General features: G+C 62.8%; 12 protein-coding genes. 5 read left to right on the top strand and 7 right to left on the bottom strand.

The features are described 5' to 3' along the window. Nucleotides 1–74: 74 nt before the first annotated feature. Together GNZ13_RS17365 and murU are read left to right on the top strand one after the other, a co-directional pair. Nucleotides 75–1,154 carry an aminoglycoside phosphotransferase family protein gene (locus tag GNZ13_RS17365; RefSeq protein ID WP_172166628.1) on the top strand — a complete coding sequence of 360 codons (1,080 nt, stop codon included), beginning with the start codon at nt 75–77 and terminating at the stop codon, nt 1,152–1,154. A gap of 3 nt (nt 1,155–1,157) precedes the next feature. After that, nucleotides 1,158–1,871 (top strand): N-acetylmuramate alpha-1-phosphate uridylyltransferase MurU, encoded by a 714-nt coding sequence (gene murU, locus GNZ13_RS17360; protein ID WP_172166626.1) that lies wholly within the window; start codon nt 1,158–1,160, stop codon nt 1,869–1,871. 42 nt (nt 1,872–1,913) lie between these two features. Here the strand turns inward: murU and GNZ13_RS17355 are convergent, their stop codons facing one another. Beyond that, a complete protein-coding gene (locus GNZ13_RS17355; RefSeq protein WP_172166624.1) occupies nt 1,914–3,803 on the bottom strand; it encodes an ABCB family ABC transporter ATP-binding protein/permease in 1,890 nt (629 codons plus the stop codon). Between the two features lie 309 nt (nt 3,804–4,112). On the opposite strand from GNZ13_RS17355, the gene GNZ13_RS17350 reads away from it, so the two are divergent. Next, complete coding sequence (locus GNZ13_RS17350; RefSeq protein WP_172166622.1) at nt 4,113–4,508, top strand: acyl-CoA thioesterase; 396 nt, start codon at nt 4,113–4,115, stop codon at nt 4,506–4,508. Between the two features lie 20 nt (nt 4,509–4,528). On the opposite strand, the gene GNZ13_RS17345 is transcribed toward GNZ13_RS17350, so the two are convergent. Next, nucleotides 4,529–4,867, bottom strand: coding sequence for a DUF4148 domain-containing protein (locus GNZ13_RS17345; protein WP_172166620.1), 339 nt, complete (start codon nt 4,865–4,867; stop codon nt 4,529–4,531). A 324-nt stretch (nt 4,868–5,191) separates the two neighbouring features. On the opposite strand from GNZ13_RS17345, the gene GNZ13_RS17340 reads away from it, so the two are divergent. Beyond that, on the top strand, nt 5,192–5,806 hold the full coding sequence (locus GNZ13_RS17340) for a glutathione S-transferase (protein ID WP_172166618.1): 615 nt from the start codon (nt 5,192–5,194) through the stop codon (nt 5,804–5,806). Nucleotides 5,807–5,836: 30 nt separating this feature from the next. Here the strand turns inward: GNZ13_RS17340 and GNZ13_RS17335 are convergent, their stop codons facing one another. Both GNZ13_RS17335 and GNZ13_RS17330 read right to left on the bottom strand, forming a co-directional pair. After that, complete coding sequence (locus GNZ13_RS17335; protein WP_172166616.1) at nt 5,837–8,947, bottom strand: sensor domain-containing protein; 3,111 nt, start codon at nt 8,945–8,947, stop codon at nt 5,837–5,839. A gap of 154 nt (nt 8,948–9,101) precedes the next feature. Beyond that, on the bottom strand, nt 9,102–9,578 hold the full coding sequence (locus GNZ13_RS17330) for a nitrate reductase associated protein (RefSeq protein ID WP_172166614.1): 477 nt from the start codon (nt 9,576–9,578) through the stop codon (nt 9,102–9,104). A gap of 158 nt (nt 9,579–9,736) precedes the next feature. On the opposite strand from GNZ13_RS17330, the gene fdhD reads away from it, so the two are divergent. Next, complete coding sequence (gene fdhD, locus GNZ13_RS17325; RefSeq protein ID WP_172166612.1) at nt 9,737–10,576, top strand: formate dehydrogenase accessory sulfurtransferase FdhD; 840 nt, start codon at nt 9,737–9,739, stop codon at nt 10,574–10,576. 58 nt (nt 10,577–10,634) lie between these two features. Here the strand turns inward: fdhD and GNZ13_RS17320 are convergent, their stop codons facing one another. The 3 genes from GNZ13_RS17320 to GNZ13_RS17310 all read right to left on the bottom strand — a co-directional run bounded on the left by GNZ13_RS17320 (nt 10,635) and on the right by GNZ13_RS17310 (nt 15,191). Further along, complete coding sequence (locus GNZ13_RS17320; RefSeq protein ID WP_172166610.1) at nt 10,635–11,405, bottom strand: enoyl-CoA hydratase; 771 nt, start codon at nt 11,403–11,405, stop codon at nt 10,635–10,637. A gap of 125 nt (nt 11,406–11,530) precedes the next feature. After that, nucleotides 11,531–12,730, bottom strand: a complete 1,200-nt coding sequence (locus GNZ13_RS17315) for an acetyl-CoA C-acyltransferase (RefSeq protein ID WP_172166608.1) — start codon at nt 12,728–12,730, stop codon at nt 11,531–11,533. Nucleotides 12,731–12,755: 25 nt separating this feature from the next. Continuing rightward, nucleotides 12,756–15,191, bottom strand: coding sequence for a 3-hydroxyacyl-CoA dehydrogenase/enoyl-CoA hydratase family protein (locus GNZ13_RS17310; RefSeq protein ID WP_172166607.1), 2,436 nt, complete (start codon nt 15,189–15,191; stop codon nt 12,756–12,758). Between the last annotated feature and the right edge of the window lie 34 nt (nt 15,192–15,225).

The raw sequence follows: 15,225 nt of genomic DNA, 5'->3' as shown, positions 1-15,225 counted from the left end.
CGTGAGTCGCGTCAAAAAAGTCGTGGGGTATTATATGGCAAGACGTTGCCCCTCTGAATTTGCCGCCGGTTTTCATGACGCTGCCCCTTTCCAAAAACTCCACAGATACCCGCCTCGAACTGCTCGAGGCCTGGCTGAATGCCCACGCAGCACGCTATTCGCTCGAGCTCGACACACTGGCCCCGGCTTCGTCCGACGCCAGTTTTCGCCGCTATTTCCGGCTCGCCGGTAAGGCGGCGGAAGGCGAAAGCGCCGGCACCCTGATCGCCGTCGATGCCCCGCCTCCCGAAAAGTGCCGCGAATTTGTGCAAATCGCGCAATTGCTCGAAGCCGCCAACGTGCATGTGCCGCGCGTCCTGGAGGTCGATTTCGACGCCGGGTTCATGCTCGTCACCGATCTGGGCACCGATTCGTACCTCGGCGCGCTGACCGAGGCGCAAAGCGGCGATGACCCGCGCCGCGCCCGCTCGCTGATGCGCGACGCGCTCGATGCGCTGATCCGCGGGCAGCTCACGTCGCGCGAAGGTGTGCTGCCGCCGTTCGACGAGGCCTTCCTGCGCCGCGAGATGGAGTTGATGCCGGAGTGGTTCATCGGCCGCCATCTGGGCCGCGAGGTCGACGAAAAGACCCGCGGCCTGCTCGATCGCACCTTCGCGCTGCTGATCGCGAGCGCGCGGGCGCAACCGCAGGTGTTCATGCTGCGCGATTTCATGCCGCGCAATCTGATGGTCGCGGCCGCCCCCAACCCTGTGAATCCCGGCGTGCTGGACTTCCAGGACGCGGTGTATGGCCCGATCACCTACGACGTCGCCTCGTTGCTGCGCGACGCCTTTCTCAGTTGGGACGAAGAGTTCGAGCTGGATTGCTTCGTGTACTACTGGGAGCGCGCGAAAAAAGCCGGCTTGCAGGTCAATCCGGATTTCGGCGAGTTCTACCGTCAACTTGAATGGATGGGACTGCAACGGCACATCAAGGTGCTGGGGCTGTTCTGCCGGATCAACTACCGCGACAGCAAACCGCATTACATGAAGGATCTGCCGCGTTTCATCGGTCATGCCCGCAAGGTCGCTGAACGCTATGCGCCGCTGCGTCCGTTCGCGAAGCTGCTCGACGATCTCGAAGGCCGCGCGAATGAAGTCGGCTACACGTTCTGACCGATGACGATGTCTCTGAAGAAAGCGATGATTTTCGCAGCCGGACGCGGCGAGCGCATGCGTCCGTTGACTGACACGTGCCCGAAGCCTTTGCTCGAAGTGGGCGGCAAACCGTTGATCGTGTGGCAGATCGAACGCCTCGCGCGCGCCGGCTTTCAAACCATTGTGATCAACCATGCGTGGCTCGGCGAGCGGATCGAAGCCGCGCTCGGCGACGGTTCGCGCTGGGGCGTGCAACTGCGCTACTCGGCCGAGGATGAAGCGCTGGAGACGGCGGGCGGAATCGTGCAGGCGTTGCCGTTCCTCGAAGACGAGGACAAGAGCGAAGTATTCGTCGCGGTCAGTGGCGACGTCTACGCGGATTTCGATTACGCGACGCTGAATACGCGCGCCGAAGAACTGAAGGCGCTAACCGGACCCGGCATGCATCTGGTGATGGTGCCGAACCCGGCGTTTCATCCGAACGGCGACTTCGGGTTGGTGAACGGAATGCTGTCGCTCGATGCGCATCCGCGCTTCACGTTCGGCAACATCGGCCTCTACGACACGCGCATGTTTCGCGATCTGCCGCGCGGCACGCGGCGCGCGCTCACGCCTTACTATCGCGAGACGATTGCGCGTGGTCTCGCGAGCGGGGAGCTGTATGAGGGTCTGTGGGAAAACGTTGGTACGCCCGCGCAACTGCAGGCTTTGGATCAGCGTTTGAGCGCACGCTGAGTACAGCAAGGCGTTGAGCGGCACCGTGCGATAACGCGCTGCTCAACGCCCACCATCTCCCGCCCCCACCGTTTCCGCCGACTCCGACGCCTCTGCGGCACGTTGCTGCTGCAACGCCCACATCTGCGCGAACAACCCGTTCGCACGCAACAATTCAGCATGCGTTCCGCGTTCGACGATGCGCCCCTTGTCCATCACGATGATCTGCTGTGCGTGCACCACCGTCGAAAGCCGGTGCGCGATGATCAGCGTCGTGCGCTCTCGGGCGATCTGATCGAGCTCATGCTGGATCGCGCGCTCCGAACGCGAATCGAGTGCCGAAGTCGCTTCATCGAACAGCAGGATCGGCGGGTTCTTGAGGATGGTCCGCGCTATCGCGACGCGTTGTTTTTCCCCGCCGGACAACTTCAGGCCACGCTCGCCGACCGGTGTCTCGTAACCCTTCGGCAGCCCTTCGATGAAGTCGTGAATATGCGCCGCACGCGCCGCCGCGATCACTTCCTCGCGCGTGGCCGACGGACGGCCATAAGCAATGTTGTAGTAGATCGAATCGTTGAACAGCACCGTATCCTGCGGCACGATGCCGATCGAAGCACGCAACGAGTCCTGCGTGACGTCGCGAATATCCTGACCGTCGATGGTGATCGCGCCACCCGTTGCGCGATCCAGATCGTAGAAGCGGAACATCAGCCGCGCGAGCGTCGACTTGCCCGAGCCGCTATGGCCGACCACCGCCGTGGTGCTGCCCGCCGGAATTGTGAAGCTCACGTCGTATAGAATCTGCCGCGCCGGCTCATACGAGAAGTTCACATGCTCGAAGCGCACCTGCGCACCGCTCACCCGCAACGCGGGCGCGTCCGGCACATCGGGCACTTCCTGAGCCGCGCCAAGCAGCGTGAACATGCGGTCCATGTCGGTGAGGCTTTGCTTCAGTTCCCGATACACGACGCCGAGAAAATTCAGCGGTATATAGAGCTGCAGCATGAAGGTGTTGATCAGCACCAGATCGCCGAGCGTGAGGTGGCCGGCCATCACGCCTTGCGTCACGCGCCACAGAATGAACACGAGGCCCGTGCCGATGATCGCCTGCTGCCCAAAGTTCAGCGCCGACAAGGAACGCTGCGATTTGATCGCGGCCGTGCGATAGCGTTTGAGATTTTCATCGTAACGGTGCGCTTCCCACTCTTCATTGCCGAAGTACTTCACCGTTTCGTAGTTGAGCAGCGAATCGATCGCACGCGAATTCGCCTTTGAATCGAGATCGTTCATCGTGCGGCGAAAATGCGTACGCCATTCGGTGACTTTCACGGTGAACGTGATGTACACGGCGAGCGCAATGAACGTGACGATCGCGTAATACGCCTCGTATTTGACGACAAAAAATCCCAGCACGAGACCGACTTCAACCAGTGTCGGCAGGATGCTGTAGAGCGAATACGAAATCAGTTGCGTGATACCGCGTGTGCCGCGTTCGATATCGCGCGACATGCCACCCGTTTGTCGATCGAGATGGAACCGCAATGACAGCGCGTGCAAATGGCGGAACACTTTCAGCGCGAGCTGGCGCACCGCGCTTTCGGTCACCTTCGAAAACAGGATCTCGCGCAGCTCGGTGAAGAGCGAAGTGGACAGCCGCACCACCGCATAGGCGACCACCAGCAAACCGACGCCGCCCAGCAGCACGATGGCAGGCGAATCGTGGGCGCGGCCGAGTGCGGTGAGATGCTGCACCGAAGCGAGGCTGTCGACGATCCGCTTCATCACGATCGGCACGCCGAGATTGGCGACCTTCGCGCCGATCAGGCAGCTCAGCGCGAAGCCGACGCGCCATTTATAGGTGGCGAGGTAGGGCAGCAGCGACAGGATCGTCTGCCAGTCGTTACGCGGCTGGGTAGAGATCGGTGAAGGCTCGGACGAGGGCGTACGGCGCATGGGATCGGCTGGGGAGAGTGTGGAAGCGACGGAGTTCGCAGCGGCGCGCCGACCGGCAGCGTGCAAACCCGGCACCCTGCTTCATGTCGCGCGACCCGGCTGGGCGCTTTCCCGTACAATTCCTGATCTTTCTATTGTCGCAGAAGCTGGCTGGCGCCGCTTTTCATGGGCTGTCCGGCCGCCGGTTGCACGTGGGCCATGCGGCTGTGCCGTACCGCTATGTGGTGCCGCTGGGTCGTGCAGTTGTCGTGAAATCCCCCGCCTGCCTGTCGAGCCGACCGAGCCATTACGAATTTCAAGGGTGCCCCGATGACCGATCTCCTTCAACTTCCGCAAAAGCATTGCGCGCTGCGCGTCGTGCCGCAACCGTCGGACGCGAATGTCCACGGCGACGTGTTCGGCGGCTGGATTATGGCGCAAGTGGATATCGCCGGTTCGATTCCGGCAAGCCGCCGTGCCAACGGGCGGGTGGCGACCATCGCGGTCAATTCGTTCGTCTTCAAGCAGCCGGTGTTCGTCGGCGATCTGCTGAGCTTTTACGCCGACATCGTCAAGACGGGCAACACGTCGGTAACGGTGGCGGTCGAGGTCTACGCGCAGCGCATGAGCCTGACCGAAGACCTCGTGAAGGTCACCGAGGCGACCCTGACTTACGTCGCGACCGATAGCGACCGGCGCCCGCGCGCGCTGCCGGTTCTGGATTGAGCGGCGGGCCCCTGAGCCGCTTACTGACTCGCCGCTGCCCCTATCCCCGCCTTCTTCTGTGCGTTCTGGAGATCCGTCGGATAGTTCGGATCGTTGCGCGACGGGTTATACCCGTTGCTTTCCAGTTGCTTCAACTCAGCATTCTTCTTCGCCCGCGCCTCCTTGCGGGCGGCCTTGCGTTGCGCCTTGGCGGCTGCCTTGGATGCGGCCGACGGATTGGCGGCATTGGTGGCATTGGCGGCATCGGCCGCCGGAGCACTACTGCCACCGCTTTGCGCGAACGCCGGTGCAACAGAGGCCACGCTCAGTACAACCGATGTCAGCAGCACAGCCCATTTCTTTGCAGGTGAAGACGTCATTTTTCTCTCCAGTCGTATTGGCAGATATTCGACGGCGAAACGCCCATGACAGAGTGCGAGCAGCGAAAGGCGGGCGCAACGCCACGTGAATCGATGCTTCGTGGTTCCCGGTGAAGTCTGAGATGGGAATCCCGAATATATACGACTGAAAGCCGCGCGGAAACCGGTTTAACCACGCAAGCGCCTGCCAGGCACACGAATCGACGCCAGCGTGCGGAGAAGTTAATCTAGCGGTTCAACACCTCAAAAGCACCGCTGGGCAAGCCATCAGCCGCACGCTGGCCGATTCGGGCGCGCCATGATCGATCTTCTAACGGGAATGAGATGAAACTGATTGGAATGTTGGATTCGCCCTACGTGCGTCGCGTCGCTATTTGCCTGAAGTTGCTGAAGCTCGACTTCGAGCACCAGTCGATTTCCGTGTTCAGCACGTACGAGGCGTTCGCGAAGATCAACCCGGTCGTCAAAGCGCCAACCCTGATCCTCGACAACGGCCAGAGCGTGATGGACTCGACCGTGATCCTGCAGTACGTCGCCACGCTCGCCGCGCCGGATCAACGGATCTTCCCGTCACGACCGGAGCACTGCCTGCGCGCCGCGCGCCTCACGGGGCTCGCGCTAGCCGCCTGTGAAAAGACCGTGCAGATCGTCTACGAACGCAATCTGCGTCCGGCGGAGAAACAACATGAGCCGTGGGTCGATCGCGTGACCGAGCAGTTGCACGCCGCTTACCGCGAGCTCGAAGAGGAACTCGCATCGGCCCCGCTGCCGGTCGAACCGAACTATTTCGGCGCGGTGGACGTGACGGTGGCCGTCGCGTGGAATTTCACGCAGATGTTCCTGCCGGAGATCGTCGCCAAGGCGGCACATCCACGCTTGCAGGCGTTTTCCGAGGTAGCCGAACAGCTGCCGGTGTTCCTCGACACGCCTGCTGTCTGAGAGACACGCCGTCAGGAGCGGGGAGCCGACCTACACCGTCTCGACTTCCCGCCCCACTCCACCCTGCATCAACGCGGAGATCCCATCCGTCGACAACGGCTTCGCGAAGTAGAAGCCCTGCATTTCGTCGCACGCACGCTCTTTCAGGAAGTCGAGTTGCGCCGACGTCTCCACGCCTTCCGCGATCACCTGCAATTTCAGCGAATGCGCGAGCGCGATGATCGCCGAGGTGATTGTTTCATCGTCGCCCGACACGCCGATATCCGACACGAACGAGCGGTCGATCTTCAAACGGTCCACCGGGAAACGCTTCAGATAGCTGAGACTCGAATAGCCGGTGCCGAAGTCGTCGATGGCAAGGCCGATGCCGAGCGCGTGCAGCTCGTTGAGCATCGACACCGCCTCCTCGGCATTGCGCATGATGGTGCTTTCGGTGAGCTCGAGTTCGAGGTACTGCGGCTCGAGCCCCGTCTCGGCGAGCACCTGCATGACGAGCTTCGCGATATCGCGCTGCTGAAAAACGCGCGCCGACAGATTCACCGAGACCCGCGCCGGCGGCAAACCTTCGTCCTGCCACGCCTTGTTCTGGCGGCACGCCTCGCGCAACACCCATTCCGACAGCGGCCCGATCAAGCCGCTCTCCTCGGCAACCGGAATGAACGACGACGGCAGCACCAGTCCGACTTCCGGATCGCGCCAGCGCACCAGCGCCTCGGTGCCGACAATCTGCCCGCTCACGATATCCACCTGCGGCTGGTAGTGCAGCAGGAATTCGTTGTCGCGCAAGGCACGGCGCAAACGCCGTTCGAGATTCAGGCGCGCGCCCGCGCTCGCATTCATCTCCGGCTGGTAGAACTGGAACGTATTGCGGCCCATGTCCTTCGCGCGATACATCGCGAGGTCGGCCTTTTTCATCAGCGTTTCCGCGTCCTCGCCGTCCTGCGGGAAGAGGCTCGCGCCCATGCTGCAGCCGACATACAACTCGGTGCCGTCGAGCCACACCGGCTCGGAAATCGACGCGCGCACGCGTTCCATCCACGCGATCAGCGACTGCTCGTCGACGGTATCGGTCATCACGATCACGAACTCGTCGCCGCCGTGGCGCGCGACGGTGTCGCTCGTTCGCGTGCAGCGCGCGAGCCGCTCGGCCACCACGCTCAGCAAGCGGTCGCCGACGCTATGGCCGAGGCTGTCGTTGACGTTCTTGAAGCCGTCCAGATCGATGAACACGACCGCGACACCCTTGTGATGCCGGTGCGCCACGATCAACGCATGCTGCAGGCGATCGCGCAGCAGGTTGCGATTCGGCAGCCGCGTGAGACTGTCATAGTTGGCCTGGTATTCGAGCTGTTCCTGATAGCGGATCAGATCGGTCACATCGTTGATCACGCCGATGTGATGCGTGATCATGCCCTCCGCGTTCGGCACCGGCGCAATGAACAGCTGATTCCAGAACAGCGCGCCGTCCTTGCGATAGTTGCGCACCACGGCGCTCACCTCGCGGTTCGCCGCAAGCGCCTGGCGGATCAGCGCGACGCCTTCCTGGTCGCGGTCGTCGCGCTGCAGCACACGGCAATCGTGACCGATCACTTCGGCGGGATCGTAACCGGTGATACGCATGAACGCGGGGTTCACGTATTCGATCAGATTGCCCGCGGGCGACGGCGCGGTAATCAGAATCGCGTTGACGCTGGCATCGAGCGCGCGGCTTTGCAGACGCAAGGCCAGATCGGCGCGCTTGCGCTCGGTGATGTCCGTGTAGGACCCGAGCACGCCGATCACGCGGCCGTCGCCGTCGGTGAACGGCAGCTTGCTCGTGACCGTGGTGCGGTGCACGCCGTCGATCACCAGGTCGACCTCAAAATTCATTTTCGGCACGCCGGTGGTCACCACCTCTTTGTCGTGCTCGTTCAGCAGGCCGGCGATGGCGCGCCATGGCATATCGCTGTCGCTCTTGCCGACCACCTGCTCGGGGTAAGAGAGCCCCGCATCGCGCGCGAACGCCATGTTGCAGCCGAGATAGCGCGACTCCTGATCCTTCCAGAAAATCCGCTGCGGAATGTTGTCGATCACCGTCTCGAGCATCTGGTTCGAACGCTGCGCTTCGGCTTCGGCGTTGATCTGGTCGGTGACGTCGTCGGCCAGCACAAAGAAGGCGGCGCGGCCCATGAAATTGAGCGCGTGATACGAAATGTCGGCGCTGATCGTTGAACCGTCCTTGCGCCGATGGTGCCAGACACCCGCCATCGTGCGGCCGTGTTGCATGACGTCGCTGCGCTGCAGGTGCGATTCGAGGCGCGAGATTTCGGAATTCGGCCGGATCGCGCGAATCGTCATGCCGAGAAATTCGCTTTCCGCGTAGCCGTATTGCTGGATCGCGGCCGCGTTGACGGCAAGAAAGCGCAGCGTTTCGCGGTCGAAGATGTACATCGGCACGGGATGGTCGTCGAACAGGCCGCGGAATCGCTCGTCGTTGCGGCCGAGCGCGCGGACGGCGCGCAGTTTCTCGCGCGCACGGCTTTCGCGAGCGCCGAACGTGAAGATCAGAAGCGCGCTGCCGGCCAGCATCGTCACGATCAGCAGAAACATGGCGCGTTGGGTCTCGTTCGCGGAAGCCGCGAGCGAGGCCTTCAACGCCTCATTCTCCTGCTTGCGCAACACCGCCAGACCGGTTTCCACACGGCCGAGACCCAGCCCGAGATGCGTATAGGTCGACGCCGCCCACGCGCGCGACTCGTTCGGCGTGGCGCTGGCGCTCTTCAACAGCGCATCGTCGATGTCGTGTTGCAGCGCGTGACTGTCCGTGCTCAGTTTGGCGAGCGTGTCGAGCAGGGCCGGTTCGCCGGCGAGCTCCTTGCGCAACTCGCGCTCCAGACCGGCCAGCGAGGTCGCCATGGCGGCGGCCTCGCTGACAGGCGCGGCCTCACCCGAGGCTTCGAAACGGCCGAGCGCGGCCAGCCCGCTGTCCAGCGCCGTATGGTAGGCGTCGAGATTCTGACGCACGCTCGTCGAACGCAGCATGCGCGCGTCGGCGTCACGCTGGCCGCAAATCTGCGTGTAGGCGACGAACGCGTTCGCGCCGACCGCCGCGGCGGCGACCGCCAGATTGATCAGCAGCCGCTTCGATAAAAAAGGAGTCATGGGTTCCGAACGTCAATCGTTCTGAGGGCGGGAGCACGAGGTCGCTTTCGGTGCGTCGGGTCGCATCGAGTCGAGTCTTTTTACGCGCCAACCCATGGATAACGGCAGGGTTCGGAACAGATTGAGGGGGTGAGGTGAAATATTTCCGCCGTACCTAGCCGGCAGCGCCAAATTCCTTCATCGCGGGAACGAAGTCGTGGTTACCTTCCGGTTTGCGCGACAATTTGGCAAGTACGTAGCGCTTGAACGGCCCGAGTTCGGCCCACTGAGCGACGCCCGGCGTGGGCAGACCGGCTAGTCCTGCCTGGTGCGCGACACCGTCCGGTACGGCATCGGTGCGGCGCCAGGCGGGCGTTTCCTCAGGCGTGAACCACTCCGGCTCGACATTCGCGTGCGTGCGCAGCATCTCGAACAGAGCGTGGTCGAAATTCGGCTCGATTTCCGTGTCTTCCTCGACCGGAAACCGCGCCAGCAGCTTGCGGTCTTCGAGCGGCAGCAACTGCCACTGCGCGAGCGTGATGCGCAGCCCGAAGCGATCGAGATTGAAGCGCACCGACATCGGGATGTAGGTGAAATTCTCCGAAGACGCGACTTCGAAGTTGAACAGAAGCGGTGCTTCGTTGAGTCCCATGACAGTATTCCTCTTTGATGACGGGCAACGCGCAGGCCTAGCTTGAGGTATTTTAGAACCTTATTCGCGCTATAGCAGCGTGGTCTGGCACCGCTTCGCGCCGCCGGCCAAGGCTGCCAGCCGCTCAAACGCGCGCAGCATGAAAGGAGTGAAGTAGCTTGAACGAACTGGAAACAGCCGGGCAGCCGGGCGCCGTGGAGCGCCAGGTGCACCGGCATCGCGGCGCAGCGGTCGAAACCGTCACCGATCACGTCGGTCAGGAGTGGCCGGTGGCGCTCGTCTTCAACGGCATCTCGCACGCGGTGATGATGTGCACGCCGCGCGATCTGGAAGCGTTCGCGGTCGGTTTTGCGATTTCGGAAGGGATCGTGGAACGCGGCAGCGACATTCAGGACATCGAGGTCGAACTACACGACGATGACGAATTGCCGCATGCCGAAGTGCAATTGAAGGTGGTGCAGCAGGCTTTCGTCGCGCTGAAGGAAAAGCGTCGCGCGCTCGCCGGGCGCACCGGTTGCGGCGTATGCGGGATCGAAAGCATCGATCTGCTGGATCTGAAACCGGAACGCGTGCCCGACACTGGCTTTCTGCAACGGCTCGCGCCGGATGCGATCGCTCGTGCCGCGCGCGAGTTACCGGAACACCAGGCGCTGACGCGTCTGACCGGCGGCCTGCACGCTGCCGCATGGTGCGGTGCGGCAGGCGCGATCCGCTGCGCGTTCGAAGACGTCGGCCGTCACAACGCGCTCGACAAGCTGATCGGCCAGTTGGTGCTCGACCGCGTGGATACCAAGGAAGGTTTTGTGTTTCTGTCGAGCCGCGCCAGCTACGAGCTGGTGCGCAAGGCGGCGCGTGTCGACGTGCCGATGGTCGCGACGATTTCGGCGCCGTCGTCGCTGGCGATTGCGATTGCCCGCAAAGCGGGTGTACGGCTTGTCAGCTTCTGCCGGGAAACCAGCTACGTCGACTACGACACCTTGCAGCCGACGCAACCTTGAGCGTTCAGGCGCCTGAATTATTTTCAGGCGTATTTTCAGGCGCCTGAACGCAGCCGGCTCAGTCGAACTGCCGGAAGTCCGGCTTGCGCTTCTCGAAGAACGCCTTGAACGCCTCGCGCGCTTCCGGCGCAAGCAGCATCTTGGCGAAGTGCACCGCTTCCTCGGTCATCTGCGTTTGCAGTTCATGCTGGCTGGCACGCTTCATCAGACTCTTCGTCACCCGCAACGACGACGCCGGCAGTGCCGCCAGCTTTGCTGCTTGCGCGGCTGCGAATGCATCGACTTCGGCCGCGGGCAGCACGCGATTCACGAAGCCCATGCGTTGCGCTTCGGCGGCGTCGAATGCTTCGCCGAGCAGCAGCTTTTCCGCTGCCGCCTGATAACCGGCCACGCGCTGCAACAGCAAACTCGACGCCGCTTCCGGACACAGCCCGAGCTGCGTGAACGGCAGCGAAAAGCTCGCCGTATTCGCAGCGTAGACCAGATCGCAGTGCAGCAGGAGCGTCGTGCCGATGCCGACTGCCGGCCCCGCCACCGACGCCACCACCGGCTTTTCCGCCGAACTGATTGCACGCAGAAACTGGAATACCGGCGAGTTTTCGCCGCTTGGCGGCGTCTTCATGAAGTCTTCGAGATCGTTGCCGGCACTGAAGATGCCGGCGCTGCCGCGAATCAGAATCGCCCGAACCGATGCATCGCCATGCGCTTCGACCAGTGCATCGGACATCGTCTGATACATCGCGGCCGTGATCGCGTTTTTCCTGTCGGGCCGGTTGAAGGCAATCGTCAGCACGCCGTCGGCGCGCTCGACCAGAATATCCATTGTCATCTCCTCGTACTCCTGGTGGCTGCTGAATGGAAAAAACGGTTCGCAAGCCAAGCGGCCTGCGAACCGTTTCCGCGGTCCTTAGGTGGTCACTGCAAGGATCACTGCCAGGACCAGCGCAAACATGATTACAGGCGTTCGATGATGCCCGCCGCGCCCATGCCGGTGCCGACGCACATCGTCACCATGCCATACTTGAAGTTGCGGCGGCGCAGGCCGTGCACAACCGTCGACGCACGAATCGCGCCCGTCGCACCGAGCGGGTGGCCAAGTGCGATCGCGCCGCCGAGCGGGTTGATCTTCGACGGATCGAGACCGAGGTCCTGAATCACCGCCAGCGATTGCGCGGCGAACGCTTCGTTCAGTTCGATCCAGTCCATGTCCTCGATCTTCAGGCCGGCGGCCTTCAACGCGGCCGGAATCGCTTCCTTCGGACCGATGCCCATGATTTCAGGCGGCACGCCGCGCACGGCGAAGCTGACGAATCGGGCGAGCGGCGTCAGGTTGAATTCCTTCAGCATCTTTTCCGACACGACGATCAACGCGCCCGCGCCATCCGACGTCTGCGAGCTGTTGCCCGCCGTTACCGAACCCTTGTTCGCGAACACCGCGCGCAGTTTCGCCAGGCCTTCCATCGACGTTTCCGCACGCGGGCCTTCGTCGAGCGCGATTTCGCGCGTCTTCGCCTTCACTTCGCCAGTGGCGAGATCGGGGAAACGCTCGGTGATCGTGTACGAGGCGATTTCGTCGTTGAATTCGCCGGCTTGCTGCGCGGCGATTGCACGGCGGTGCGATTCGACCGAGAACGCGTCTTGCGCTTCGCGGCTGATCTTCCAGCGCTCGGCGACGTTCTCCGCGGTCAGGCCCATGCCGTAGGCGATGCCGATGTCTTCGTTGCGATCGAAGATATGCGGCGACATCGACGGCTTGTTGCCCATCATCGGCACCATGCTCATCGATTCGCAGCCGCCCGCGATCATCGCGTCGGATTCGCCGACGCGAATGCGGTCAGCCGCCATCGCCAGCGCGGTCAGGCCCGAGGCGCAGAAGCGGTTCACCGTGACGCCGCCCACCGTGTTCGGCAGGCCCGCCAGCAGCGCGCCCATCCGCGCGACGTTCAGCCCTTGTTCCGCTTCCGGAATCGCACAGCCGATGATCGCGTCTTCGATCACTTTCGTGTCGAGGCCGGGCACTTGCGCCACGGCCGACCTGATCGCGTGCACCAGCAGTTCGTCCGGGCGCGTGTTCTTGAACATCCCGCGCGGCGCCTTGCCGATCGGCGTGCGGCTCGCGGCGACGATGTATGCGTCTTGCAATTGCTTTGTCATTTAAAGCTCCGTTTTCGTTCGTCGCTTAGTTGCGCACCGGCTTGCCGGTTTGCAGCATGCCCATGATCCGTTCCTGCGTCTTTTGCGTGCCGAGCAGATCGACGAACGCTTGACGCTCGAGTTTGAGCAGCCACTCTTCGTCGACGAGGCTGCCGGCTTCCACGTCACCGCCGCACACCGCTTCCGCGATGCGGCTGGCGATCAGGAAATCGTGCTCGCTGATGAAGCGGCCGTCGCGCATGTTGACGAGCGATGCCTTGATGGTCGCGATCGCCGAGCGGCCCGCCACCGGCACTTGCGTGACACGCAGCGGCGGACGGTAACCCGCGGCGGACAGCGCACGCGCTTCCTTCTTCGCGATGTCGAGCAGTTCGAACACGTTGAAGACGATCGTGTCGGACGGCTTCAGGTAGCCCATGGCGCGGGCGTCGAGCGCGGAGGCCGAGACCTTCGCCATTGCCGCGTTTTCGAACGACTTCTGCACGAACTTCAGCAAGTCGTTGGTCGCGCCGGCTGCGGTTGCAGCTTCCGCTGCGCGCAGTGCCGCTTCCTTCAGGCCGCCGCCCGCGGGCACGAGACCCACGCCGACTTCCACCAGACCGATATAGCTTTCGATGTGCGCGACACGCTTGGCGCTATGCAGCGCCAGTTCGCAGCCGCCGCCGAGCGCGATGCCCGACACAGCCGAGATGACCGGCACGCTCGCGTACTTAACGCGCAGCATCCCTTGCTGGAATTTCTTCACGAACGGCTCGATGCCCTTCGCGCCGCCCGTCATGAACGCCGGCATGGCTTCTTCGAGGTTGGCACCTGCGGAGAACGGGCCGCCCGGCGTGCCGAGTTTCAGCGACGTCGGCTGCCACACGACCAGACCCTTGTAGTCCTTCTCGGCCAGTTCGATGGCTTGCGTCAGGCCGTCGATCACCGACGGTCCGATCGTGTTCATCTTGCTCTTGAACGACACGATCAGGACGTCGTTCTCGCCCACACGGTCGTCGACCCACGCGCGCACGGCGTCGGTTTCAAACAGCGTCTTGCCGTAGGTCTTCGGGTCAGCCGAAGTTTCGCCAACCAGCGGTGCGCGGAAAACCTGTTTGTCATAGACGCTAAGCGACGAGCGCGGCACGAACGTCTTCGAAGCCGGCGACCACGAACCTTCGTTCGTATGCACGCCACCCTTCTCAGCAACCGGACCGTCCAGCACCCACGACGGCAGCGGCACGTTCGACAACGCCTTGCCTGCCGCGATGTCTTCCTGCACCCATTCGGCGACCTGCTTCCAGCCGGCCGTCTGCCAGCCTTCGAACGGGCCTTCGTTCCAGCCGAAGCCCCAGCGGATGGCCAGATCGACATCGCGCGCGTTGTCGGCGATCGATTCCAGATGCACGCCGATGTAGTGATACACGTCGCGGAAAATCGACCACAGGAATTGCGCTTGCGGGTGCTCCGATTCGCGCAGCAGTTTCAGACGTTCTGCAGGCGGGCGCTTCAGAATACGGCCGACCAGTTCGTCCGCTTTCGCGCCGCCGTCGACGTACCCACCCGTCTTCGGATCAAGCACCTTGATCGCCTTGCCTTCCTTCTTGTAGAAGCCGCCGCCGGTCTTCTGACCGAGCGCGCCCTTCTTCACCAGTTCAGCCAGCACGGCCGGTGTTTCGTAGACCGGGAAGAACGGATCGTCCTTCAGGGTGTCCTGCATCGTCTTGATGACGTGCGCCATCGTGTCGAGACCGACCACGTCCGCCGTGCGGAACGTTGCCGACTTCGCGCGGCCCAGACGTGAGCCCGTCAGATCGTCCACTTCGTCGAAACGCAGGCCGAACTTCGCGGCTTCGGTAATGACGGCGAGGATCGAGAAAATACCGACGCGGTTGGCGATGAAGTTCGGCGTGTCTTTCGCCCGCACAACACCCTTGCCGACCACGCTCGTCAGGAACGATTCGAGTTGATCGAGAATTTCCGGACGCGTGGTCGCGGTAGGAATCAGTTCGACCAGGTGCATGTAGCGCGGCGGATTGAAGAAGTGCACGCCGCAGAAGCGCGCCTTCAGTTCATCCGAGAAACCGTTCGACAGTTCGGTGATCGACAGACCCGACGTGTTGGTCGCGAAGATCGCATTCGGCGCGATGTGCGGCGACACTTTCTTGTACAGGTCGTGCTTCCAGTCCATGCGTTCGGCGATCGCTTCGATCACGAGGTCGCACTCGGCGAGCTTTTCGATGTCGTCGTCGTAGTTCGCGGGCTGGATGTATTGCGCGTCGTCCTTCACGCCGAACGGCGCGGGCGACAGCTTCTTCAGATTCTCGATCGCCTTCAGCGCGATCGCGTTCTTCGGGCCTTCCTTTGCAGGAAGATCGAACAGCAGCACGGGCACCTTGGCGTTGATCAGGTGCGCTGCGATCTGCGCGCCCATCACGCCGGCGCCGAGCACGGCTACCTTGCGAATGTTCAGATTGCTCACGTCGTTCCTCCGGGGAGTTATGCGGTGTCGCGAA

Origin of the sequence: Paraburkholderia elongata, assembly GCF_013177735.1 — a bacterium.
In the GTDB taxonomy this organism is placed as follows: domain Bacteria; phylum Pseudomonadota; class Gammaproteobacteria; order Burkholderiales; family Burkholderiaceae; genus Paraburkholderia; species Paraburkholderia elongata.
Note: the sequence above shows the minus strand (reverse complement) of the source record. Positions and strands in the feature narration are given on the sequence as shown.